Origin of the sequence: Amylibacter sp. SFDW26, from assembly GCF_009184395.1 — a bacterium.
Lineage (GTDB): Bacteria > Pseudomonadota > Alphaproteobacteria > Rhodobacterales > Rhodobacteraceae > Amylibacter.
In genome coordinates this window covers 174889-195687 of record NZ_WEIC01000005.1, presented here as the reverse complement: position 1 = coordinate 195687, position 20799 = coordinate 174889, and the positions used below count along the sequence as shown (strand labels likewise).

23 protein-coding genes are annotated in these 20799 nt (G+C 47.0%); 17 read left to right on the top strand and 6 right to left on the bottom strand.

Annotation, left to right across the window (positions count from 1 at the left end; all coding sequences use genetic code 11):
- The first annotated feature begins 45 nt into the window (after positions 1 to 45).
- On the top strand, positions 46 to 324 hold the full coding sequence (locus F9L33_RS14105) for an accessory factor UbiK family protein (RefSeq protein WP_152143442.1): 279 nt from the start codon (positions 46 to 48) through the stop codon (positions 322 to 324).
- A 12-nt stretch (positions 325 to 336) separates the two neighbouring features.
- On the opposite strand, the gene F9L33_RS14100 is transcribed toward F9L33_RS14105, so the two are convergent.
- Positions 337 to 786: a DUF4396 domain-containing protein gene (locus F9L33_RS14100; protein ID WP_152143441.1), complete on the bottom strand. Its 450-nt coding sequence runs from the start codon at positions 784 to 786 to the stop codon at positions 337 to 339.
- Between the two features lie 73 nt (positions 787 to 859).
- Here F9L33_RS14100 and cueR point away from each other — a divergent pair, with 73 nt between their 5' ends.
- The 4 genes from cueR to F9L33_RS14080 all read left to right on the top strand — a co-directional run bounded on the left by cueR (position 860) and on the right by F9L33_RS14080 (position 3160).
- A complete protein-coding gene (gene cueR, locus F9L33_RS14095; protein ID WP_152143440.1) occupies positions 860 to 1249 on the top strand; it encodes a Cu(I)-responsive transcriptional regulator in 390 nt (129 codons plus the stop codon).
- 197 nt (positions 1250 to 1446) lie between these two features.
- On the top strand, positions 1447 to 1950 hold the full coding sequence (locus tag F9L33_RS14090) for a YbjN domain-containing protein (protein WP_152143439.1): 504 nt from the start codon (positions 1447 to 1449) through the stop codon (positions 1948 to 1950).
- A gap of 49 nt (positions 1951 to 1999) precedes the next feature.
- Entirely contained in the window at positions 2000 to 2821 is an 822-nt protein-coding gene (gene proC, locus F9L33_RS14085; RefSeq protein ID WP_152143438.1) for a pyrroline-5-carboxylate reductase, read from the top strand.
- Entirely contained in the window at positions 2822 to 3160 is a 339-nt protein-coding gene (locus F9L33_RS14080) for a tRNA-binding protein (protein WP_152143437.1), read from the top strand.
- Here the strand turns inward: F9L33_RS14080 and F9L33_RS14075 are convergent.
- A complete protein-coding gene (locus F9L33_RS14075; protein ID WP_152143436.1) occupies positions 3157 to 4287 on the bottom strand; it encodes a beta-ketoacyl-ACP synthase III in 1131 nt (376 codons plus the stop codon). The genes F9L33_RS14080 and F9L33_RS14075 overlap by 4 nt on opposite strands.
- A 182-nt stretch (positions 4288 to 4469) precedes the next feature.
- On the opposite strand from F9L33_RS14075, the gene F9L33_RS14070 reads away from it, so the two are divergent.
- From F9L33_RS14070 to F9L33_RS14060, 4 genes are all read left to right on the top strand, one after another.
- Entirely contained in the window at positions 4470 to 4862 is a 393-nt protein-coding gene (locus F9L33_RS14070; protein ID WP_152143435.1) for a BrnA antitoxin family protein, read from the top strand.
- A 392-nt stretch (positions 4863 to 5254) separates the two neighbouring features.
- Entirely contained in the window at positions 5255 to 5428 is a 174-nt protein-coding gene (locus F9L33_RS15830; RefSeq protein ID WP_193222057.1) for a hypothetical protein, read from the top strand.
- A gap of 82 nt (positions 5429 to 5510) precedes the next feature.
- The gene (locus tag F9L33_RS14065) at positions 5511 to 6956 is read left to right on the top strand and encodes a hypothetical protein (protein ID WP_152143434.1); all 1446 of its coding nucleotides are present in this window, start codon (positions 5511 to 5513) and stop codon (positions 6954 to 6956) included.
- 127 nt (positions 6957 to 7083) lie between these two features.
- Positions 7084 to 7722, top strand: a complete 639-nt coding sequence (locus tag F9L33_RS14060; RefSeq protein WP_152143433.1) for a hypothetical protein — start codon at positions 7084 to 7086, stop codon at positions 7720 to 7722.
- 80 nt (positions 7723 to 7802) lie between these two features.
- Here the strand turns inward: F9L33_RS14060 and carB are convergent, their stop codons facing one another.
- Positions 7803 to 11138, bottom strand: a complete 3336-nt coding sequence (gene carB / locus F9L33_RS14055) for a carbamoyl-phosphate synthase large subunit (protein WP_152143432.1) — start codon at positions 11136 to 11138, stop codon at positions 7803 to 7805.
- A gap of 304 nt (positions 11139 to 11442) precedes the next feature.
- Here carB and F9L33_RS14050 point away from each other — a divergent pair, with 304 nt between their 5' ends.
- Positions 11443 to 12087 carry an outer membrane beta-barrel protein gene (locus F9L33_RS14050; RefSeq protein ID WP_152143431.1) on the top strand — a complete coding sequence of 215 codons (645 nt, stop codon included), beginning with the start codon at positions 11443 to 11445 and terminating at the stop codon, positions 12085 to 12087.
- A gap of 92 nt (positions 12088 to 12179) precedes the next feature.
- A complete protein-coding gene (locus F9L33_RS14045; RefSeq protein WP_152143430.1) occupies positions 12180 to 12797 on the top strand; it encodes a trimeric intracellular cation channel family protein in 618 nt (205 codons plus the stop codon).
- Between the two features lie 12 nt (positions 12798 to 12809).
- Here the strand turns inward: F9L33_RS14045 and F9L33_RS14040 are convergent, their stop codons facing one another.
- Positions 12810 to 13262 carry an Lrp/AsnC family transcriptional regulator gene (locus F9L33_RS14040; RefSeq protein ID WP_152143429.1) on the bottom strand — a complete coding sequence of 151 codons (453 nt, stop codon included), beginning with the start codon at positions 13260 to 13262 and terminating at the stop codon, positions 12810 to 12812.
- 72 nt (positions 13263 to 13334) lie between these two features.
- On the opposite strand from F9L33_RS14040, the gene F9L33_RS14035 reads away from it, so the two are divergent.
- Complete coding sequence (locus F9L33_RS14035; protein WP_152143428.1) at positions 13335 to 13928, top strand: LysE family translocator; 594 nt, start codon at positions 13335 to 13337, stop codon at positions 13926 to 13928.
- Here the strand turns inward: F9L33_RS14035 and F9L33_RS14030 are convergent.
- Positions 13870 to 14835: an ADP-ribosylglycohydrolase family protein gene (locus tag F9L33_RS14030; RefSeq protein WP_152143427.1), complete on the bottom strand. Its 966-nt coding sequence runs from the start codon at positions 14833 to 14835 to the stop codon at positions 13870 to 13872. The genes F9L33_RS14035 and F9L33_RS14030 overlap by 59 nt on opposite strands.
- Before the next feature lie 104 nt (positions 14836 to 14939).
- Here F9L33_RS14030 and F9L33_RS14025 point away from each other — a divergent pair, with 104 nt between their 5' ends.
- The 4 genes from F9L33_RS14025 (at position 14940) to F9L33_RS14010 (ending at position 18582) form a co-directional block, all read left to right on the top strand.
- Positions 14940 to 15329 carry a VOC family protein gene (locus F9L33_RS14025; RefSeq protein ID WP_226804144.1) on the top strand — a complete coding sequence of 130 codons (390 nt, stop codon included), beginning with the start codon at positions 14940 to 14942 and terminating at the stop codon, positions 15327 to 15329.
- 133 nt (positions 15330 to 15462) lie between these two features.
- Positions 15463 to 16617, top strand: a complete 1155-nt coding sequence (locus tag F9L33_RS14020) for an aminodeoxychorismate synthase component I (protein WP_152143426.1) — start codon at positions 15463 to 15465, stop codon at positions 16615 to 16617.
- Complete coding sequence (locus F9L33_RS14015) at positions 16578 to 17219, top strand: aminotransferase class IV family protein (protein WP_152143425.1); 642 nt, start codon at positions 16578 to 16580, stop codon at positions 17217 to 17219. Before F9L33_RS14020 ends, F9L33_RS14015 begins: the two co-directional genes overlap by 40 nt.
- 85 nt (positions 17220 to 17304) lie before the next feature.
- On the top strand, positions 17305 to 18582 hold the full coding sequence (locus F9L33_RS14010; protein ID WP_152143424.1) for a Hint domain-containing protein: 1278 nt from the start codon (positions 17305 to 17307) through the stop codon (positions 18580 to 18582).
- Positions 18583 to 18617: 35 nt separating this feature from the next.
- Here the strand turns inward: F9L33_RS14010 and F9L33_RS15825 are convergent, their stop codons facing one another.
- Entirely contained in the window at positions 18618 to 18755 is a 138-nt protein-coding gene (locus F9L33_RS15825; RefSeq protein ID WP_193222056.1) for a hypothetical protein, read from the bottom strand.
- A gap of 140 nt (positions 18756 to 18895) precedes the next feature.
- Here F9L33_RS15825 and F9L33_RS14005 point away from each other — a divergent pair, with 140 nt between their 5' ends.
- Entirely contained in the window at positions 18896 to 20794 is a 1899-nt protein-coding gene (locus tag F9L33_RS14005) for a helix-turn-helix transcriptional regulator (RefSeq protein WP_152143423.1), read from the top strand.
- Positions 20795 to 20799: the final 5 nt, after the last annotated feature.

The window sequence follows — 20799 nt, the reverse complement described above, 5'->3', positions numbered from 1 at the left end:
AGAACCCCCATATAGAACCTAAGCCGTTCCAAAGGAGCAAAAACCATGCAAACGCGCAATAAGATTTTTGAAGATGTAAGCCAATTGATGACAAACGCTATGGGCGTGGCGCAAGGGGCAAAAGACGAAGCCGAAAACGCTGCGAAATCCATGATGGATCGCTGGTTGGCTGACCGTGAATTCGTTACACGCGAAGAATTTGATGCGGTACGTTTGATGGCACAAAAAGCCCGCGAAGAAAACACAAGCCTTTTGGCGCGTATCGAAGCGTTAGAAGCGGCTAAAAAACCAGCTGCTAAGAAAACGACTGCTAAAAAGAAATAAAATACGGCTGCCCTAGTGACAGCATGCTTTTCCCAAAGCTTTAAGACGCCAATAGTTATAGGGTAGGGGGGCAAGAAACCCTGCCAATAACATCAGCGGTATCACCCATAATGTCAGCCTTGCGCCACCTGTAGCCAGAACATCAACAGTGTTCATCGCAACTTCCATAGCAATCATTGAAATGAACGACATTCCAATGGCTGTTTTAAACGCTAAGTTTAACGCCATCTGACGTGACAGGATGATGGTTTCCAAAATTACAGATGTGGTTAAGCCATTGATGATCGCCAAAGTCATAATCGCGAGTGTTGACCATGGAATACCTGTCAGTTGAAAAAATAATATTGTCCCCATATCACCAACGGAACATCCCAATAAACACCAACATGTGTTTATAGATGCTCTGCGCCAGACGGGTCTGTCTGTCCAATCTATGTTTAGGGAACGTGCAATCGCAGCCATTTTTCCAAGCCTTTATAATCTGTTTATCTTTGATATAAGGTTTCCAGTAACTGGAAGGTCAAGCGAGATTGCTATGAATATCGGAGAAATTTCAAAACGTGCAGAATTGCCCACAAAAACGGTACGTTATTACGCGGATGTAGGTTTGGTAAAACCCACTGGTCGTACAGATGCGGGCTACCGTACTTATGATGACAGAGCTTTGCGGAAATTGATCTTTGTGCGGCGATCTCGTGCCATGGGTTTTTCAATTGATGATTGTCGTAAACTGCTCGATCTATTCGAGGATCAAACCCGCGCCAGTTCCGAAGTGCGCGAAATAGCCAAGCAGCGCCTTACTGAAGTGAATGATAAATTAGCGGAATTACAGACGTTGAAAAAAGAGCTCTCGATGCTCGTTCACAGTTGCAATGGTGATGACCGTCCAGATTGCCCAATCCTAGAAGCCTTGGATCGTGGATAACTCCACTTCCCTGTGGATAGGTTGATCTTTTCTGGGGGTAATCCAAAAATTCCTAAAGTTTTACCTTTACAGAACGCCCTTTATGTCACTACCATATCTAGTAAGGAGAACGGAAAAATCCGCGATACCTTGCGAAACTCACGTTATTTAGTGGGTCTCGTCCTCACGAAAACAACAGGCTTGAGGGGACAACAGGCATGGCAAATGCAGAGCACTATCTAGGGGATGCAGACGTACATCCAATCGATGTCGTCGAAACAATCGCACAATACTACGACTGGGACTTTGACCGCGTGGCCGAAGACCAAATCGCTATGGCGATCGAAGGGTCGTGGCGCACATATTCCATCACATTGGCATGGTCGCCATATGATGAAACACTGCGCATGGTGTGCACCTTTGATATGGATCCACCCAAAGATAAAATTCCATCACTTTATCACGCGCTAAACGAAGCAAATGATGAATGCTGGGCAGGGTCCTTTTCCCTATGGGAAGAACAAAAACTAATGGTTTATCGGTATGGTTTATTGCTGGGCGGCGAAGCCGTAGCAGGATCAGAACAGATCGACCAAATGCTAACAGCAGCCGTATCCGCATGTGAACAATACTATCCAGCTTTCCAACTTGTATGTTGGGGCGATAGCACTGTGAAACAGGCAATGGATATCGCAATGACAGGCGCATACGGTCGCGCTTGATTTCTGCTAAGCTTTAAACGATTGTCGCCTGAAATAAGGGTGATGAACGATGAAGCATACTTCTGTAAATAATAACGGTCTGGTTCTACTGGGCTGCGGTAAAATGGGCTCTGCAATGTTGCAGGGGTGGTTGGCAGAAGGCGTATCACCTTCGTCGGTTTATATCCTTGATCCACATCCGTCTGATTGGGTGAAAAGCCTGATCGCGGATGGTGTCACGGTTAATGGCGATCTGCCTACATCTCCTGCTGTTTGTATTCTGGCTGTAAAACCCCAAATGATGGGGGATGCTTTGCCAAGCCTGCAAGCGCTGGGTAATTCCACAACATTGTTTATTTCCATTGCTGCGGGAACACCGATTTCCAGCTTTGAGGATGTGCTGGGTACGCAAACACCAATCATTCGCGCCATGCCAAATACACCAGCAGCCGTTGGCCGTGGCATTACTGCGTTGATTGGGAACGCTCATATCAATGCAGATCAGATGGATATGGCAGATGATCTCTTAGCTGCTGTCGGCCAAACGGTAAGGCTTGAAGATGAAAGTCAAATGGATGCTGTAACAGCCGTATCTGGCTCTGGTCCTGCCTATGTTTTCCACCTGATTGAAACCATGGCTGCCGCAGGTGAAGCACAGGGACTATCTGCTGAACTTGCTATGGCATTGGCAAAAGCAACTGTCGCGGGTGCTGGTGATTTAGCCGAAAAAGCGGATGAGGATCCTACGCAGTTGCGTATTAACGTAACATCCCCAGGGGGTACTACCGCTGCTGCCCTTGATGTGTTTATGGATGCCGAAACTGGTTTTCCGAAAGTGGTAAAGCAAGGGATAAAAGCTGCCGCTGATCGCAGCCGTGAATTGGGGAAATAAATGTCTGAAATTACATTCGATGATTTTATGAAAGTGGACATCCGTGTGGGGGTGATTACCCGCGCAGAGCCGTTTCCAGAAGCACGTAAACCTGCGATTAAACTCTGGGTCGATTTTGGTGAGGAACTTGGGGAAAAGAAATCCTCGGCCCAAATCACCAAGCATTATGATGTAGAAACTTTGGTCGGTCGCAAAGTTATGGCTGTGGTGAACTTTCCACCACGTCAAATAGGGCCAGTTATGTCCGAAGTACTGGTATTGGGCGTCCCAGATGAAGAAAATGAGGTCGTTCTATTAAAACCAGATCTAGATGTCCCCATCGGCGGGCGTTTGTACTAAGCGTTGATTTTACGCAATAAAACACTGCCAACTGAATATCCTGCACCAAACGAACAGATCAAACATATATCATCTTTGTTAAGATTGTCTGAATGCTGCGAAAATGCGATTATTGAGCCAGCAGAGGATGTATTTGCATAGTCTTGCAGGATGTTTGGTTGCTCTTCTGGTTCGGGTGTGCGGCCCAAAACCTTCTTGCCGATGAAGTCATTCATCGTCTTATTGGCTTGGTGCAACCAAAGGCGTTTCAGATCGGATGGTTTGATGTCTTCTGATCCGATGTGTTCCAAGATATGCGCACTGACCATTGGCAGCACTTGTTTGAAAACTTTACGCCCTTCCTGCATGAATTGCATGTCGCGACGGTCCTTCATTCCGTCAGGGCGCGAGCGGCGTAAAAAGCCGTTGTTGTTGCGGATGTTGTTGGAAAACACTGTTGCGCATTTGGTGGAGATGACTTCAAAATACTCTTTACTTTCAGCATCTTCCACGCGCTCCAAAAGAACAGCAGTACACACATCGCCAAAAATAAAATGACAATCGCGGTCGCGCCATTCTAGGTGGGCGGAGCAGATTTCTGGGTTTACGACTAGGGCTGAACGGATAGAGCCTGCGCGGATCATGTCGGCGGCGGATTGGATGCCGAAGGTGGCGGAGCTACAGGCGACGTTCATGTCATAGCCGAAACCGTTGATGCCCATTAAATCTTGGACTTCTACGGCAATCGCGGGGTAGGCGCGTTCGTGATTGGAGGCTGCGACGATCACGCAGTCCACGTCGGATGCGGATTTTCCGCTTTGTTTCAATGCCTTAGTGCATGCGTCAACGGCCATTTCGGCCATGACACTTGGTTCATCGTCTGAACGTTGGCGCAACAATGGATGCATCACATCAGGGTCTAAAATTCCTGTTTTATCAAGCACATAGCGCTGATTGATGCCACTTGCGGCGTATATAAATTCGGCAGAGGAATGATCCTTGGCGGCCACGTCGCCGCGTTCGATTAAGCCTTTGTTTTCAAAGTTAAACTTATCGGCGTAAGCATTGAAGGTTTTCACCAATTCGTCGTTGGTTATAACCTCTGATGGTGTGAAAACACCGCTGCCTGTGATCGCTACTTTATGCATGAAACTCTCCCTATTGCGCCAGTATCGGGATTACCTGAAAAGGGTCAAGAGTGACGCTGGGGAACCACAATAAACCGTGTATGGAACCTGTATGGCAGACGTATGGAAAGCGTATGGCGCACGTATGGGTTGGTGTTTTTTAAGATTTTGCAGGGATCATAGGATTTTTGAGGTGAAAACCGATGAGCACCAAAGAACAAAGACAAGCCCAACGCCGCCACAATCTGATCGCGGCACTTGCGCGGATGCAGCATGATATTTCGGATGCATGGATCGATCGCAGTATTCCCAAAGACTGGAATTTTCTGGAGGTCGGCAAACCGATTGAACCGCATAAAACCAAAATTACGATGCGCGTGGACAGCGATATGTTGCGCTGGTTCAAAAAGATGGGGCCGAATTACCAACGCCGCATGAACCAAGTGCTGCGGGTGTATTACACGGCGATGATCCAAGGCTTGCTGAACACGCATTTTGCAAATGATGAAAGCAATGCGCTGTCGAGTGCGTATTTTGATGAGGTTTTGGATAGGATGGAAAGGAAAGCAAGTTTAGACACAAGCGATGGCGCCTGATCCGAGGATGGGTGTGAAGCACCCGCCCGTGGGGTACAGGCTGTCAGAGATTGCATTAGCAATCTCTTGTCGCCTCAATGGGATCGGGTGCTGTCCGTGCATAGCACGGACTGGGTGCATGTGGAGAAATTGTCCTTTCCCTGATCTGTTTCCTGTCTTATCCTATCTTTAGGGCTGACCACAGTTGGCCTCGGGGTGTCGTTACCTCTCCTGAGACGGTTAGCATAACCGTAATTATGCCTTCTCGATATTTTGGTCGGGGAGGTTATGGCGCATGTCCAGGGCTTCGGCCTAAAGGCCATAGCAGTCGTTCTCGGGCGACTAACGAACTCCCCGGCTGTCGATCGCTTCGACAGCCGTTTTCATTTGTGTATTTGAAAAAGGAGTTTGATGTGGAAACTATTTACGTGACGAAAAACACAAGACCGCTGATTGTCGAGGCCATGATAGAGCGGGGTTTCGTGGAACGGGGGAGTTTTTACCACCAATTTTTAATGGCAGCGGTTGCGCAGGAAAGCACCACAGAGGTGCGGATATGGAAGCATGTGCGGTTGGTTTTTAAGTGATGGGTAGAAGGTTTATGGCAGTGCTTGATTAAATTGTCATGTCAACGCATTATCAATCTTATTTTAAATTAAAGGGATTTTTATGCCACGCTTTAGTCAAGTTTTTTCGCTTTCTAATTCTCAGTCAGAATTAGATTTTGTTGATATCGAATTAAATAAAGATACACCACTATATTTAGATCCCTTTGCGATACAATTAAAATCAGATGATTGGTCTGCTGTTTGCATTGATCATATACGTTCATTTTTTAGCGCACTTTTAGATTCAATTCGCGATGAAAATTTAGGTCGCACTAAACACCTTCTTACAAACCTTAGAGAACCTAACGAAGTAAGGTTAGGGGAGTCAGAAGGTAAACCTAGAGGTAGAGGTATCGGTCCGAAAAAAGCTGCAAAGATTTTTGAGGCTTTTAGAAATAGCGTAGCATTTGACACTGGGCTATTAGAGGATGTAGCAGAATCAGAATTATTTATTGAATTTATTGGTAGAGATACAATTTCTGATCTGACGGTAAATGTTCTCAGAGGGCCTTTGTGTGACTACACGAGGAAGCAGTGTAACTTATTAGACATAGATACAACAATAGTAAGGGATTTATCGCCAGTCTGGGATATTGGCCTAAATGATTGGAGGTCAACGGAACAAGAATTACCTATTCACGAGGGTAAAGCCATAGTCTTAGTTCCAAAGCTAAGTGTTCGATATTCATTAGCTTTAGACAGCCAAGAGTTTTATGATTTTCACATGACTGAATATCTCCAAGCAGAATACCTAAATGCAGGTGGTTCTTTGGTTCGTACATTTGTAAATGGAGAGAAATACGTAACTAAAAAAGATGTAAAAGAAGAACACCCTAAAAATAAAAATGATATGGCGGCATTTGTTCAAGAGCATCCTGAAGTACTTGAAGCTTATAAACAATTAAAGGGGGCAGAGGGCCCGCTTACTAACCAAGATATTATGAGAGTTTCGCAGAATACATTCTTCCAAGAAGATTTATTTGCGCGGGTTTTGATTGATCGCCTACAGCAAATACCAACTGGAACGCCAACTGCTAATGAGTATCATTCTGTAGTAATGGGAATTTGCACATTTTTATTTTACCCTAGTCTGACTTGTCCAGTGAAAGAACACAGTGTTGATCAAGGTCGAAAACGGATTGATATTAAGTTTAATAATTCAGCGACTGGAGGCTTCTTTAATCAAATGTTGTTAAGTCCAAACACTCGTTCCATTGCAGTGCCAATGGAATGCAAAAACTATACAAAAGAAATTGCTAACCCAGAACTTGATCAAATAGCAGGAAGGTATTCAATCCATCGTGGAAGCCTTGGTTTTCTTCTTTGCAGAAACATGGATAACCGTGCAAGGTTTATTGATAGATGTAGAGATAATGTCGGAGCTGGTCGCGGTTATACGATCGTTTTAGAAGATGCCGATATAGTTGAATTTCTTGAATATGTTGAGCAAAATCAACGTAATATGATTGATGATGCTTTAACTAGACGCTTTGATGAGATTACATAACATTCCATGTGTTTGGTTTGATAGGGTGATGGTTCTTGGTGCCAGATATTGCCTAGTGATATAGGTCACAGCCTTTTTCAGATTTTATGTTAAGCTTCCTCTTATTTTTATAAGGGAGGGATTTATTATGGCTAAAATGAATGTGTATGATGCTGGCGATTTGATTGACCGCGCCTATAACGAAAAGAAAAAGGGGGCGCGTCTGAAACGGTTGGGCTCTAAGATTTTACATCAGGTGGATGTGGCGGGGGTTCAGGCCTATTTTCTGAAAGACAAGACTTTGGTGATCCCTGGCACGAATGAGCCCAGTGATTGGGCGGATTTCAATTTGCGTGTGGAAAGTGTGAAGGGCGATAGTGGGCGCTATTGGCACAAGGGGTTTATGACCCATGCGCAGATGGTGTTTATGTTTGCGAAGGGGTTAAAGCCTAAGTTTATCGTTGGGCATTCATTGGGGGCTGCGAGTGCACAGATTGTGGGGGCATCGATGAAGGTGCCAACGGTTGCATTTGCTTCGCCCAAGGTTTTAAGCGGTAAGACGCGGCTGAGTGGTGAGGGCTGGGTGGCGAATTATTTGCGGATGGATGATACAGTGTGTCATATGCCGCCCGGTATTGGGAATAAGAAATATCGCCATGTGGGCAGCCGGTATTGGATGGCACCCGAAGGTGTGAACCCCGGTGAGGATCACAGCATAAAGAATTACATGCAGATCATCAAAGATGAGCGGTTCAAAACGATGGTGCCGAAAGATTGGCCGCGGTAGGTTTTACAGGCTTTGTGCCTCTCGGGGATACTAAATAATCCCCTGCCGGCCGATGAGATGCATTTACATGCATTTCATCATTAGTATTCCTGCAGTGCCATGACTTCGATTTCACCTTCGGACATATTGCGGATCGCTTTTGCAGCTGCATTGGATGCGGCGGCAGTCGTGTAATATGCGATCTTGTCGTATAGGGCGGCGGAACGGATATCGCGGCTGTCTTCTAATGATTGTGTGCCCTCGGTGGTGTTGAAGATCAGGTCCACGCCGCCGTCTTTGAGTGTATCGACGATGTTTGGGCGACCTTCGTAGACTTTTTGCACGCGGGTGTTTTGCACGCCGTTGTCTGCAAGCCATGTGGATGTGCCGCCTGTGGCGAGGATTGTGAAGCCCAAGCCAGATAGGATTTGTGCGGCTTCTAGGATTAGCGTGTCTTTGTCGCTGTTTTTGATCGAGATGAACACGGTGCCCGATGATGGCAGTGGTGTGCTGGCGCCCAATTGTGATTTTAGGAAGGCGCGTTCGAATGATTTGTCCAAGCCCATGACTTCGCCTGTTGAGCGCATTTCTGGGCCTAATAGCGGGTCAACGCCTGGGAAGCGGTTGAAGGGCATGACTGCTTCTTTCACCGCGAAATGGTCTGGACGTGGGGATTTCAGGTCGAAGTCGGATAGTTTTGCGCCTGCCATGACTTGTGCGGCGATGGAAGCTATCGGGCTGTTGATCGCTTTGGCCACGAACGGCACGGTGCGCGATGCACGTGGGTTGACCTCTAGGATAAAGATCACATCGTCTTTGATCGCGAATTGTACGTTCATCAGGCCGACCACGTTTAGGCCGATGGCCATTGCCTCTGTCTGGCGTGTCATTTCGGCGATGATTTCGTCAGATAGCGAGTATGGTGGTAGGGAACAGGCGCTGTCGCCAGAGTGAACGCCGGCTTCTTCGATGTGTTGCATGATGCCTGCGACGTGGACGTTTTCGCCGTCGCATAATGCATCAACGTCAACTTCGATAGCGCCTACAAGGTAGCTGTCTAGAAGTACTGGGCTGTCGCCCGATACTTTAACGGCTTCATTGATGTAGCGGTTCAATTGATCGTCGCTGCGGATGATTTCCATGGCGCGGCCACCCAGAACGTATGATGGGCGGATGACCAGTGGGTAACCAACGTCTTGTGCAATCTCAAACGCTTCTTCGCCGCTGTGTGCGATGCCGTTGTAGGGTTGTTTCAGGTCTAGGCCTTCTAGCAATTGTTGGAACCGTTCGCGGTCTTCTGCCAAGTCAATCGCGTCTGGTGTTGTTCCCAAGATAGGGATGCCTTCAGCCTCTAGATCGTTTGCCAATTTCAGTGGTGTTTGACCGCCGAATTGGACGATGACACCGTGTAATGTGCCGTTTTCCTGCTCAACGCGCAGGATTTCCATGACGTTTTCCATTGTCAGCGGCTCAAAGTACAAACGGTCAGATGTGTCGTAGTCTGTGGACACTGTTTCTGGGTTACAGTTGACCATGATTGTTTCGTAGCCTGCGTCTGTTAGGGCGTAACAGGCGTGACAGCAGCAATAATCAAACTCGATACCTTGACCGATGCGGTTTGGGCCACCGCCAAGGATAACGACTTTTTTGCGATCAGATGGACGGGCTTCGCATTCTACTGTGCCCATCGCGTCTGCTTCGTATGTGGAATACATATAAGGTGTTTGCGCTTCGAATTCCGCAGCGCATGTATCGATACGTTTGAAACAGGCTGTTACGCCCAGTTTTGTGCGATTGATGCGGATGTCGCGTTCATTTTGGCCTGACATTTTGGCAAGACGGGCGTCTGTGAAGCCGTGCATTTTGATGCGGCGGATTGCTTTTTCATCGGTTGGCAGGCCGTTATCAATGATGTCTTGTTCGATTTGAATGATTTCGCGGATGCGCGCCAAGAACCATGGGTCGAATTTTGTGATGGCGTTGATTTCATCGTCAGAGAAGCCGAAACGCATGGAATGGGCGATGTGCAACAAACGATCTGGTGTTTGTTGTGACATGGCTTTGGTTAAGCTTTTGTCGATGGCTTCTTGAGCTTCGGCATCTGCACCGAGCAAGATGTGTGACAGGCTGCCTGATGGGTCTTTGGCTTTTACGATGTTTTCATCAGATGGCATGCCGTCGATTTCGATTTCGTCGAAACCAGTTAAGCCTGTTTCCATCGATGCCAATGCTTTTTGCATGCTTTCGTGGATTGTGCGACCGATGGACATAACCTCGCCCACAGATTTCATAGCTGTTGTCAGGTCGTTTTGTGCGCCTGGGAATTTTTCAAATGCAAAGCGCGGGATTTTTGTAACCACGTAATCGATGGAAGGCTCAAAGCTTGCTGGCGTGACTTTGGTGATGTCATTGTCCAACTCGTCCAATGTGTAACCGACAGCCAATTTTGCAGCGACTTTGGCGATTGGGAACCCAGTGGCTTTCGATGCCAATGCGGATGAACGAGACACGCGTGGGTTCATCTCGATTACAACCATACGGCCATCCGCAGGGTTCACTGACCACTGAACGTTTGAACCGCCTGTTTCCACGCCGATTTCGCGCAGAACGTTTACGGAGTGTGTCCGCATCAATTGGTATTCTTTGTCTGTCAGTGTCAGAGCAGGGGCCACAGTGATACTGTCGCCAGTGTGCACGCCCATTGGGTCGACGTTTTCGATGGCACAGATGATGATGGCATTGTCCGCTTTGTCGCGCACAACTTCCATCTCGTATTCTTTCCAACCCAACAGGCTTTCGTCGATTAGGATTTGGTTTACTGGGGATGCATCGATGCCTGACTTACAGATTTTTTCGTAGTCATCGCGGTTATATGCAATACCGCCGCCTGTGCCGCCCATAGTAAAGGCTGGGCGAATGATGGCTGGTAGGCCAACTTCGTCAATCGCTGCCATGGCTTCTTCCATGCTTTCGGCGATTGTTGCACGTGGGTTTTCGATGCCGAGGCGGTCCATGGCTTCGCGGAACAATTTGCGGTCTTCGGCCATTTCAATGGCTTTGCGATCAGCGCCGATCAGCTCGATGTTGAATTTTTCAAGTGTGCCGTCTTCGTCCAAAGCCAATGCTGTGTTCAGGCCAGTTTGACCACCCATCGTTGGAAGTAGCACCATTTTATCATTTGGATGTGCTGCAACTTCTTTTTCGATGATTTTGGCAACCACGGCGGGTGTGATCGGCTCGATATATGTGGCGTCTGCCATATTCGGGTCGGTCATGATTGTGGCTGGGTTGGAGTTCACAAGAACGACACGGTAGCCTTCTTCGCGGAGTGCTTTACAGGCCTGTGCGCCAGAGTAATCGAATTCGCAAGCTTGGCCGATAATAATGGGGCCAGCGCCGATGATCATTACGGATGAGATATCGGTACGTTTTGGCATGATTACATGGCCCCTAAATGCAAGTGGACGTGGATTCGTCGACAATTTCCAAATTGTCGTGGGTTTAATGTTTTGGAGGGGTGGGTGCAAGGGGGGAATTCGAGAGAATGCTATGGTTTTAGAGATTCATCTGCTCGTTATCACTATTGTTTTCCGCTTGTTTCTTCCATGTTGAAAGTATTGAGGGTGAGAAATGCACAAAAATGCAACAATAATTACCCAATATAGATGCACTATTTCGAGATAATATTACTTTGTGAAATAATTATGTTAATAATTTTTCAGACATGGGGGGATATGTGTCATGAAAAAGAAAATAATTAGTACAGTTCTGTGTGCTGCTTTATTAAGCGCTACACCTGTATATGCAGCAGATGGTTTTTATTTTGGCGGCGGCGCATCACTGACTAAATCTAGAGCGGGAGTGGAGCAGCTTGCTGGAATACTATCATCTAAAGATGATTTCGTTTCGGGTGTGTTGCTTGGTGGTTATAGAAAACAGCTGGGTAATAATTTCTGGGCGACTGAGGTGCAACTGGAATTTCCAAGCTCTAGTTTTGAAAATAATTTTTTTGGGCCATCGATTGGATGTTCTCCCGCTACGGGACCATTTGTTTGTGAACTTGATACGGTACTTCGCTTGCGTGGCGTTTATGGTGGTGAAATTTCCGAAGGGTTAGAGTTATATGGCACTGCGGGACTGGTTTATGTCACAGGTGACGCCGCAACAAGCCCGACCACAGTAGATTCATTTTCGTCGTTTGGTTTTTCTTTTGGGTTTGGATTGCAAAAAGAGCTTGTACAGTCATGGAAATTACGCGGTGAAGTCAACTATGATAGCGCTACGAACAATTTGTCTGAGGGAACGGGTGGCTTAAATCCTCCAGGATGTTGTGGCCATGATGTAGAACAAATGTCATTACAGGTATCTATAATTAAGGCGTTTTGACCGTTTCCTGTATTTATGGGGCATTTGAAACGCTATGATGTATGAATATCTAATAGACTGACCTCTTATGTTAACTACAAAGAAGCCTACATTTGTTATCTAGTTTATCGTCTATCACATTCGGCTTAACCATCGTTGCAACGGTGGTCATGGCTGCAACGGCAGCTATTCAGGCTGCGCGCCAAGATTTTGATCCTTTTGGCGCAGTTGTACTGGCAATCGTGACCGCAGTTGGTGGTGGAACTTTGCGCGATTTGTTGATAGGGGCAACGCCCGTTTTTTGGCTTGTGGATATGACGTATCTGTCTACGGCAGTGCCAATTGGTTTAGTTACGTATTTCATTGCGAAGAGATATAATAATGGGGGCGGACAGCGGTTGATATTTTTACAGTATTTAGATGGCATTGGACTTGCGTTGTTCACACTTGTTGGCACGCAAGCGGCATTGGCAAACGAGTTGCCCGTTGTGAGTGCGGTTGTACTTGGTTGTATCACTGGTGTGGCTGGTGGGATGTTTCGCGACATACTGTGTGGTTTGCAACCTGCAATTCTAAAGCAGGATCTTTATGCGACTATATCGTTAATAGGTGGTGCTATTTATATTTTGTGCCGAGACCACATGGCGGAAACATCCAGCCTAATCTTGGCATTTATTTTTATGATTATTGTGAGGTGGATGGTGGTTTATAGGAATGGTCGGGCTGCATAATCATTTGCGTGATTAAGCGCGTTCATCTTTTGGAGACCCCATCACGATATAGGATACGATTGAGTTTACCTGAGGCAGTGTTCCCAAAACCTCGGTGTGAAAATACTTATAGGCGGCTAAATCTGCCACTTCGATGCGTAACATATATTCGAAAGTGCCTGTGATGTTATGGCATTCGCGCACTTGAGGCGATAATGAGATCGACCGTTCAAATGCGCTTTGCGCTGCTTTTGTATGATCATTCAAACCCACAGTCATGTAGGCGACAAAGCTTGTCCCAATCGCATCGCGGTCCAATGTGGCGCGGTAGCCTGTGATGACACCTGAGCGTTCCAAATCTTGGACGCGGCGCAAACATGCTGAGGGGGAAAGCCCCACGCGATCTGCGAGTTCAAGGTTGGATATGCGCCCGTCTTTAGTCAGTTCGCGCAATATTTTTTCGGTTATTTGATCAATTTTGCTCATTAATTGTGATATTTCCATAATTGCGCTGATAATTGCAACTTAATTTATTCTTGATCCTGAAAATATTGTGAGATGACTTATGAATTATTACTCCCGCTTGTGGCCTTTGCTTTTGTTGCCATTGCAACGCCAGGGCCAAATAACCTGATGCTGTTGGCATCAGGCGCCAATTTTGGTGTGCGCCGTACGATCCCGCATATGTTCGGGATTATGTTTGGGCACGCAGGTATGTTGATTGTTTTGGGGTTGGGATTGGGCAACGTGTTTGAATTGTATCCAATGCTGAAAACAATTCTAAAGGTTCTGTCTGTTTCATATATGCTGTATTTGGCATGGAAAATTGCGACTTCAACAGCACCAAAGGCGGTTTCGGGCGATGCCAAACCGCTCACGTTACTGCAAGCTGCTGTGTTTCAGTGGGTAAATCCAAAAGCGGTTGCTACGGCGCTGACCGCTGTGACTGTTTATGCACCTGATCAAAGTGTTGTGGTGATCTTTACAGTCGCTTTGGTGTTTATTTCTGTAAGCTTGCCGTCCGTTTCGGTTTGGACGGTATTGGGGCAACAGATGCAAAAGATTTTAACCAATGAACGGCGTTTGCGGACGTTCAATATAACGATGGCGGTGCTTTTAGTGGCATCTCTTTACTCGGTTGTAACTTTTTAAGGCAGAAATGTTCGCAGATACTGCGAATTGGGTTTGCTTTTTCAGCCTGTTTTATCCAATTGGTTGGGATAGCACGTTCACCGTAAACAGCACCGCGTATAGCGCCGATCATGATAGAGCGCCCAGCATTGTCGCCACCTGTTTTGATGTTTGTTTCAACTGCATCGGTGTAACTGGTTGTGTGTTTTAAGATGTGGAACATCAAAGGACCTGCCATGGGTAAATGACATGCGCGGCCTGTTATTTCGCCGTAGGCAATTGAGTCTGTTTCGGATGTTTCAAGCGCATCAATCAATGGCTGCTTAATACGGTCAGGGGCCTCTTGGGCGCTGGATGTAAGAGCTGTGTCTAAGTCTTCACCATTTATGACTTTGTTTAGAAGCTTAGCAAAAACGCGGCCATAGGCAGAGGCATCTTTGTTGACGTTGGTGATCTCAATAGCTTCGTCAATGTTCGGCTGGCGTGTTGCAACAAGGGCTGGAAGACGGCTGAGGGCTGGCAATTGGTCATCGTCTATGCCTGATGGGGATCGGCGTGCGTTTTGGATGTTTTCCAATGTGCCCTTTGTTGGACGGTCTATGTATCCTTTGTATGGGCCGTCAGGGCCAAAGTGATTGGCAAAGGATGTTTGGTAATCCCTGACATCGAATGTGCCATTGGTTTTGATCATGGATTGCAAAGCCAATAAAAGGGCTTCGCCGTATTGGGTTTGCATGCCTTTTTTGCGCGATGCGTGATAATCTGGAATGCCCTCAAGATGGCTGGGAACAAATGCAACTTGGCCAGAGTTTTGATCGATAATTTGAGCAATCAAATCAACGTCATATATCCAATGCAAACGCAACGTGGCTGCGTCAGCAGTGAGAGCCCCCAAAAGGCTGCTGTATGCTTTGTCTGTTCCTATCATGGGCGTAGCGTATCATGACAATTTGATTGGGCAAGATGGCTGCTATCAGGATTTTGTGACATCTTGTGTTTTGGCCGTGTATTTGTTTCATGGGGCAAAAAGGAATGATTGCGATGTTGTTTTCTGTTTGTGTTGGCACCAATGATTTGGCTGCGGCGGCCGCGTTTTATGACGGTGTTATGGCTGTGTTGAATATGGAACGCGTGGCCGAAAATGATGTTGAAGTGGGCTATGGCGCCAAAGAACAGGATGCTTCGTTTTGGGTTTTGAAACCGTTTAACAAAGAACCTGCTAGTTTTGGCAATGGGTCACAGGTGATTTTGCGTGCTGAAAGTTCGGATGTTGTTCAAGCCTTTCATGCAAAAGCTATGGAAATGGGCGGATCAGATGAAGGTGCTCCTGGTCCACGCGATTATGCGCAAGGATATTATGGAGCTTATGCTCGTGATTTAGACGGCAATAAGCTGCATGTTTTCTATTTACCGAACGCATAATCTGCATTTTATGCTGATTTTACCCTCAAATAAGCGGAGTTTGCGGTTTTACAGCATAATAGGTCGTGGTTTTGGGTGGCGAAGCAGCGATGCTAGGCTTACATAGGCGGTAAATTATGGTGAGATACCTTTTATGAGCGAAAGCTATATCCTTTTTGATGAAGGCCCAGATGGGGGGACGCAAGCTTTTGCGGATCCTGAACGGCTGATCGTTGCTTGGGAACCAGAAGAGGTTGCGGATGCATTGAATGCGATGCAAAAGGCGCGCGCTGATGGGAAGTGGCTGGCTGGAACGGCGTCTTATGAGTTGGGGTATGTCTTAGAGCCTAAGTTGTTGCCGCGCCTCCCTAAAAACCGCCATACACCGTTGATTTGCTTCGGGGTGTTTGATGGCCCTGATGCAAATGCAGCACGCAGTTTGGCACATCGCGGGCGGTCTGAGCAAGCCGACGCAAAATTGGATGCCCCAACGCCTGTTTGGTCTGCTGATGAATATGAAGCGGCATTTGGCACGGTTAAGGATTATATTTCTGCGGGTGATTTTTATCAAACCAATCTGACGTTTCCGATGCGGTCAAAATATGAAGGCAGTGCGCTGGGGTTGTACACGGCTTTGCGCCGGGCGCAGCCTGTGAAGCATGGCGCGTTGGTGCATTTGGGTGAGGGGCCTGTGTTTGTGTCCCGTTCACCAGAGTTGTTTTTCAGAGTATCTGCGGAAGGTGTGATTGAGACACGCCCGATGAAGGGTACTGTGCGGCGCGGCAATTCACAGGCGGAAGATGATGAATTGGTGGCATTCTTAGGGTCTGATCCTAAGAACCGTGCAGAAAACCTGATGATTGTGGATTTACTGCGTAATGACATTTCACGCATCGCCAAGGTTGGATCGGTGAAAGTGCCAGAACTGTTCACGGTAGAGACTTATGCAACGGTGCATCAGATGACGTCGCTTGTCCGTGCAGAATTGGTGGATGATGTCACGGTAAGTGATATGTTCCATGCGTTGTTCCCATGTGGATCGATCACAGGTGCGCCGAAAATTCGCGCGATGGAAGTGATCAATGATTTAGAGGTAGAGGCGCGTGATATCTATTGTGGGTCTATCGGTTGGATAGCGCCAGATGGGCGGTCATCGTTTAATGTGGCGATCCGCACGCTGACACTATTGGATGATGACGCTGTGTCATTAAATGTGGGGGGCGGTGTTGTTTATGACAGCACGGCAGCGTCCGAATATGAGGAGGCGTTATGGAAAGCCCGTTACACGAAATTGCTCCAGACGGATTAGAGATTATTGAAACCTTTGGGTTTACACCAAAAGGTGGTTTTGAACGCTTAGCTTTGCACATTGATCGATGTGAAGCCACATGTCGCACGTTGGGGTTTCCATTCGATCGTGGTGTTGTGTTGCAAAGTATCGGGGAGGCCGTGGCGGAAGACCCTGCACGCGTGCGCATGACAGTGGACGCCACGGGTCAGGTCAAGGTGGTTGCCTATGAGCTTGCTGAAACACCACGCTTGTGGCGGGTTGGTGTGAGTGAAGATCGTTTGCGATCTGATGATCCGTGGTTAGCGGTGAAAACCACGCAGCGCGCCCTTTATGATCGCGTTAGAGGTGAGCTGCCTGAAGGCGTGGATGAGATGATTTTCTTGAATGAACGAGATGAGATTTGTGAAGGTACAATTACGAATCTGTTTGTGAAACAAGGAGATATTTACGCAACGCCGCCTTTATCTGCGGGTGTTTTGCCGGGGTGCTTGCGGCAAGAATTTCTGGAAACACGGCAGGCAAGAGAGAAAAACTTGCACATAAGCGATCTTATAGGCGGTTTCTTTCTTGGGAACTCTTTGCGTGGGCTGATTGCTGCCGAATTGATTGAGTCTCCTTAGGACTGTCTTTAACCATATGTATTTTTGGTAGAATCTGACCCTACGACCTTAATGTGCATGTTTTGCATGAAAGGAGCTAGGTGGAATGGCCTTTATCACATTAACAGATGCTGACATTACAGATGCAGCTTTTTGGGCAGCACAAGATATTAACGCTGATAGTACAATTGATGCCTCTGGTGTCAGTGACATCTTCCAAATTGTCATCACTGCAAATTCTATTTCTTTTACGGACACGACAACTGGTGTTGTGACCAACTACACGAATGCGGATTTATTTTCTGGCACTTTCAGCAACTTTGTTTCTTTTGTTGGGAATGATGCAGATAATTCTGCAAGCGGCGCCACTGGATTGAATGCCTCTGGCTATATTGGTGGGTCTGGTGACGACACTTTCACAGATGATGGGTCATTAGGCGGACAACTGTCTGGTGGGGATGGTGATGATACATTGACTGGCGGGGTCGGATCCAATCAGATTTTTGGAGGTATTGGTAATGACACAATGTTCGGAGGGGCTGGTGGTAACAATAACCTGACGGGTGGCGAAGGGAATGACATACTTTTTGCGGCAGATGGCTCTGGTAATTTGGATGGCGGGATTGGCGACGACCAATTGTTTGCATCTGAAAATACAACGTTTGTCCAAGGTGGTACTGGCACGGATGTCCTGAATTTGCCCCCAAATGCTGTTGTATCACCGTTTTCGCCGACGGGAGGCACCGTAAGTTTTGTTGATCCTGATGGGAGCCCAACGGGTGGCACATTTACCTATATTAACGTCGAGAATGTTACTGTTGCTTGTTTTGTAAAGGGGACGCGAATTAGGGCGCAAAATGGTCGTGATGTCGCTATTGAGGCGCTTGTTCATGGCGATTTGGTGAAAACGATGGATCATGGAATGCAGCCTATCAAATGGATGGGGCATCGCACCGTTTCTGGTCAGGGTGATTTTGCACCGATTGTGTTTCAAAAAGGCGCTATTGGAAATTCTGATACGCTGCGTGTATCGCCGCAACATCGTATTTTGTTACGTGATTGGCGCGCTGAATTATTGTTTGGCGAAAAGGAAGTGCTGGTGGCTGCTAAACATTTGGTGAATGGAGATACGATTTATGCGCAAGCATGTGAAAGCGTGACATATTACCATATGATGTTTGATCAGCATGAAATTGTGCTGTCAGAAGGTGCAAAAACGGAAAGTTTCTACGTGACGGAAGCGTCCATTCATGGGTTGGATAAGGATACACGTTCAGAACTAAAGGCTTTGTTTCCAGAGCTTATAGACGAAATGCGCAGACCAGTTATGGCGGGTGCGCGAACGTTTTTAAAACGATATGAAGCGGCTTTGTTAAGTACATAAGGCGATCTTGTGAGATCACCTTATGTATGCTGTTGTTATTTTCGATCAGATTTTGGGTATAATAAATCTAATAATAGCATGATGAATTCTACCATTTCCGCATCGATGAACGGTATTTGATCCGCACAGATCATCAATGCAATATTAATCGCAAGTTTTGTTTTTGTATTCATAATTTAGGGTTCCATTCGTAAAGTGAAACCCAACCGGTTGGGGGTGGCGTTTGCCTGGAAACAATGTAGGCTTTGCAAAAGAATAAAGCGTTCGTGTTTGGTTGCTTTAGTGATACTTTTGAGTTGCGGAGTTGTTGCGGATGTCTAGTTTTTTCGCGAAGAAATTTGGAAAATTAGTTTTTGAAAAGCGTACCTTGGCAATTTTAAGCCAAGATGAACTTGCCGATAAATGTAAAAATACTGGAATGAATAAGTCTCGTATTTCTGATATTGAAAAGGCGAAAATTGCGAAGCCCCAATCTGCAACGATTAGAGAATTGGTGCGTGTTTTAGGCATTACAAAGGAAGAACTTGCTGAATGCTATGGCATAGGGGTTGATGATGATGTTCTACCGCTAAAGCTGTTACAAGATATTGCTGAGAGTTTTGGTGATCAAAAACCCTCCGCGTCAGAAGCCGAATTACTTGCTTATTTAAAACAAACAGCAAAAGACTGGCATTCATTGCGGGCGCGTTTGGCTGAATTGGAACTGGCTAATGATAACCTCTCAAATATGCTTGCAGCAGCGCAAGATTTGATGGTGGCACAGGATTACAAGGGTGTTGAAGATTTATTAGCACCTGCATTGGAGATACAAACCGGGGAGCGTTTGCGCAAAGAGGCGGAAAAGGCCGCTAAAATTGCACAGGCTATGGCAGATGCGGCCCTGTTGGATGGGCGTAGTGATGATGCAACCAAACATATCATCCGTGCTGCTGATTTTGTTACTGGGTATGATACTGATTTAGGGGCGATTATGCGCAATAGTTTTGCAATACGCTTGGCTGGTCATGCGCGCGCATTCGGGGGGCAAGGAGCCATCAATGCGATCACCCTATACGAAAAGAATTTAACTGTTTGGGGATTTGAGAACGATAAACAAAAATGGGCTATGACGCAGAATAATCTTGCTAATGTGTTGAGGGATCAAGCTGCCCGTACCGAAGGGGCTGATGCGACGGCTCTTTTGGGGCGTGCGGTTGCGGCTTATGAGGCTGCATTAGAGGTTCGTACGCGGGACGATGAACCGCAAAACTGGGCTATGACGCAGAATAATCTTGCTGTCGCGTTGAGGGATCAAGCTGCCCGTACCGAAGGGGCTGATGCGACGGCTCTTTTGGGGCGTGCGGTTGCGGCTTATGAGGCTGCATTAGAGGTTTATACGCGGGATGATGAACCGCAAAAATGGGCTATGACGCAGAATAATCTTGCTGTCGCGCTGGGGGATCAAGCTGCCCGTAGCGAAGGGGCTGATGCGACGGCTCTTTTGGGGCGTGCGGTTGCGGCTTATGAGGCTGCATTAGAGGTTCGTACGCGGGACGATGAACCGCAAAAATGGGCTATGACGCAGAATAATCTTGCTAATGTGTTGAGGGATCAAGCTGCCCGTACCGAAGGGGCTGATGCGACGGCTCTTTTGGGGCGTGCGGTTGCGGCTTATGAAGCTGCATTAGAGGTTTATACGCGGGACGATGAACCGCAAAAATGGGCTATGACGCAGAATAATCTTGCTGTCGCGCTGAGGAATCAAGCTGCCTGTACCGAAGGGGCTGATGCGACGGCTCTTTTGGGGCGTGCGGTTGCGGCTTATGAGGCTGCATTAGAGGTTTATACGCGGGATGATGAACCGCAAAAATGGGCTATGATGCAGAATAATCTTGCTAATGTGTTGAGGGATCAAGCTGCCCGTACCGAAGGGGCTGATGCGACGGCTCTTTTGGGGCGTGCGGTTGCGGCTTATGAGGCTGCATTAGAGGTTTATACGCGGGATGATGGACCGCAAAACTGGGCGGAGACGCAGGGAAATTTAGGGTCTTTATTTTTGCAGTCGGTAACGGTGTCGAGAACACCTGGGCAAGATTTACAGCGCGCATTGCAACATCTTGATGCTGCATTGGAAGTGTATGATCCTGTTCATACAAGCCAATATTACGTCAAATGTACTAATGTGCGGGACCACGTTTTAGATTTATTGGTTGAATTCGAGGGCGAGGCATAAAGCAG

Excerpts from the sequence above, each read along its gene's own strand:
- F9L33_RS14035 (WP_152143428.1), top strand. The coding sequence starts at position 13,335 with ATGACTTATGAATTATTACTCCCGCTTGTGGCCTTTGCTTTTGTTGCC.
- cueR (WP_152143440.1), top strand. The coding sequence starts at position 860 with ATGAATATCGGAGAAATTTCAAAACGTGCAGAATTGCCCACAAAAACG.
- F9L33_RS14005 (WP_152143423.1), top strand. The coding sequence starts at position 18,896 with ATGTCTAGTTTTTTCGCGAAGAAATTTGGAAAATTAGTTTTTGAAAAG.
- F9L33_RS14100 (WP_152143441.1), bottom strand. The coding sequence starts at position 786 with ATGGCTGCGATTGCACGTTCCCTAAACATAGATTGGACAGACAGACCC.
- F9L33_RS14060 (WP_152143433.1), top strand. The coding sequence starts at position 7,084 with ATGGCTAAAATGAATGTGTATGATGCTGGCGATTTGATTGACCGCGCC.
- carB (WP_152143432.1), bottom strand. The coding sequence starts at position 11,138 with ATGCCAAAACGTACCGATATCTCATCCGTAATGATCATCGGCGCTGGC.
- F9L33_RS14065 (WP_152143434.1), top strand. The coding sequence starts at position 5,511 with ATGCCACGCTTTAGTCAAGTTTTTTCGCTTTCTAATTCTCAGTCAGAA.
- F9L33_RS14010 (WP_152143424.1), top strand. The coding sequence starts at position 17,305 with ATGGCCTTTATCACATTAACAGATGCTGACATTACAGATGCAGCTTTT.
- F9L33_RS15825 (WP_193222056.1), bottom strand. The coding sequence starts at position 18,755 with ATGAATACAAAAACAAAACTTGCGATTAATATTGCATTGATGATCTGT.
- F9L33_RS14090 (WP_152143439.1), top strand. The coding sequence starts at position 1,447 with ATGGCAAATGCAGAGCACTATCTAGGGGATGCAGACGTACATCCAATC.
- F9L33_RS14075 (WP_152143436.1), bottom strand. The coding sequence starts at position 4,287 with ATGCATAAAGTAGCGATCACAGGCAGCGGTGTTTTCACACCATCAGAG.
- F9L33_RS14030 (WP_152143427.1), bottom strand. The coding sequence starts at position 14,835 with ATGATAGGAACAGACAAAGCATACAGCAGCCTTTTGGGGGCTCTCACT.
- F9L33_RS14015 (WP_152143425.1), top strand. The coding sequence starts at position 16,578 with ATGGAAAGCCCGTTACACGAAATTGCTCCAGACGGATTAGAGATTATT.
- F9L33_RS14080 (WP_152143437.1), top strand. The coding sequence starts at position 2,822 with ATGTCTGAAATTACATTCGATGATTTTATGAAAGTGGACATCCGTGTG.
- proC (WP_152143438.1), top strand. The coding sequence starts at position 2,000 with ATGAAGCATACTTCTGTAAATAATAACGGTCTGGTTCTACTGGGCTGC.
- F9L33_RS14020 (WP_152143426.1), top strand. The coding sequence starts at position 15,463 with ATGAGCGAAAGCTATATCCTTTTTGATGAAGGCCCAGATGGGGGGACG.
- F9L33_RS14050 (WP_152143431.1), top strand. The coding sequence starts at position 11,443 with ATGAAAAAGAAAATAATTAGTACAGTTCTGTGTGCTGCTTTATTAAGC.
- F9L33_RS14040 (WP_152143429.1), bottom strand. The coding sequence starts at position 13,262 with ATGAGCAAAATTGATCAAATAACCGAAAAAATATTGCGCGAACTGACT.
- F9L33_RS14070 (WP_152143435.1), top strand. The coding sequence starts at position 4,470 with ATGAGCACCAAAGAACAAAGACAAGCCCAACGCCGCCACAATCTGATC.
- F9L33_RS14105 (WP_152143442.1), top strand. The coding sequence starts at position 46 with ATGCAAACGCGCAATAAGATTTTTGAAGATGTAAGCCAATTGATGACA.
- F9L33_RS14025 (WP_226804144.1), top strand. The coding sequence starts at position 14,940 with ATGATTGCGATGTTGTTTTCTGTTTGTGTTGGCACCAATGATTTGGCT.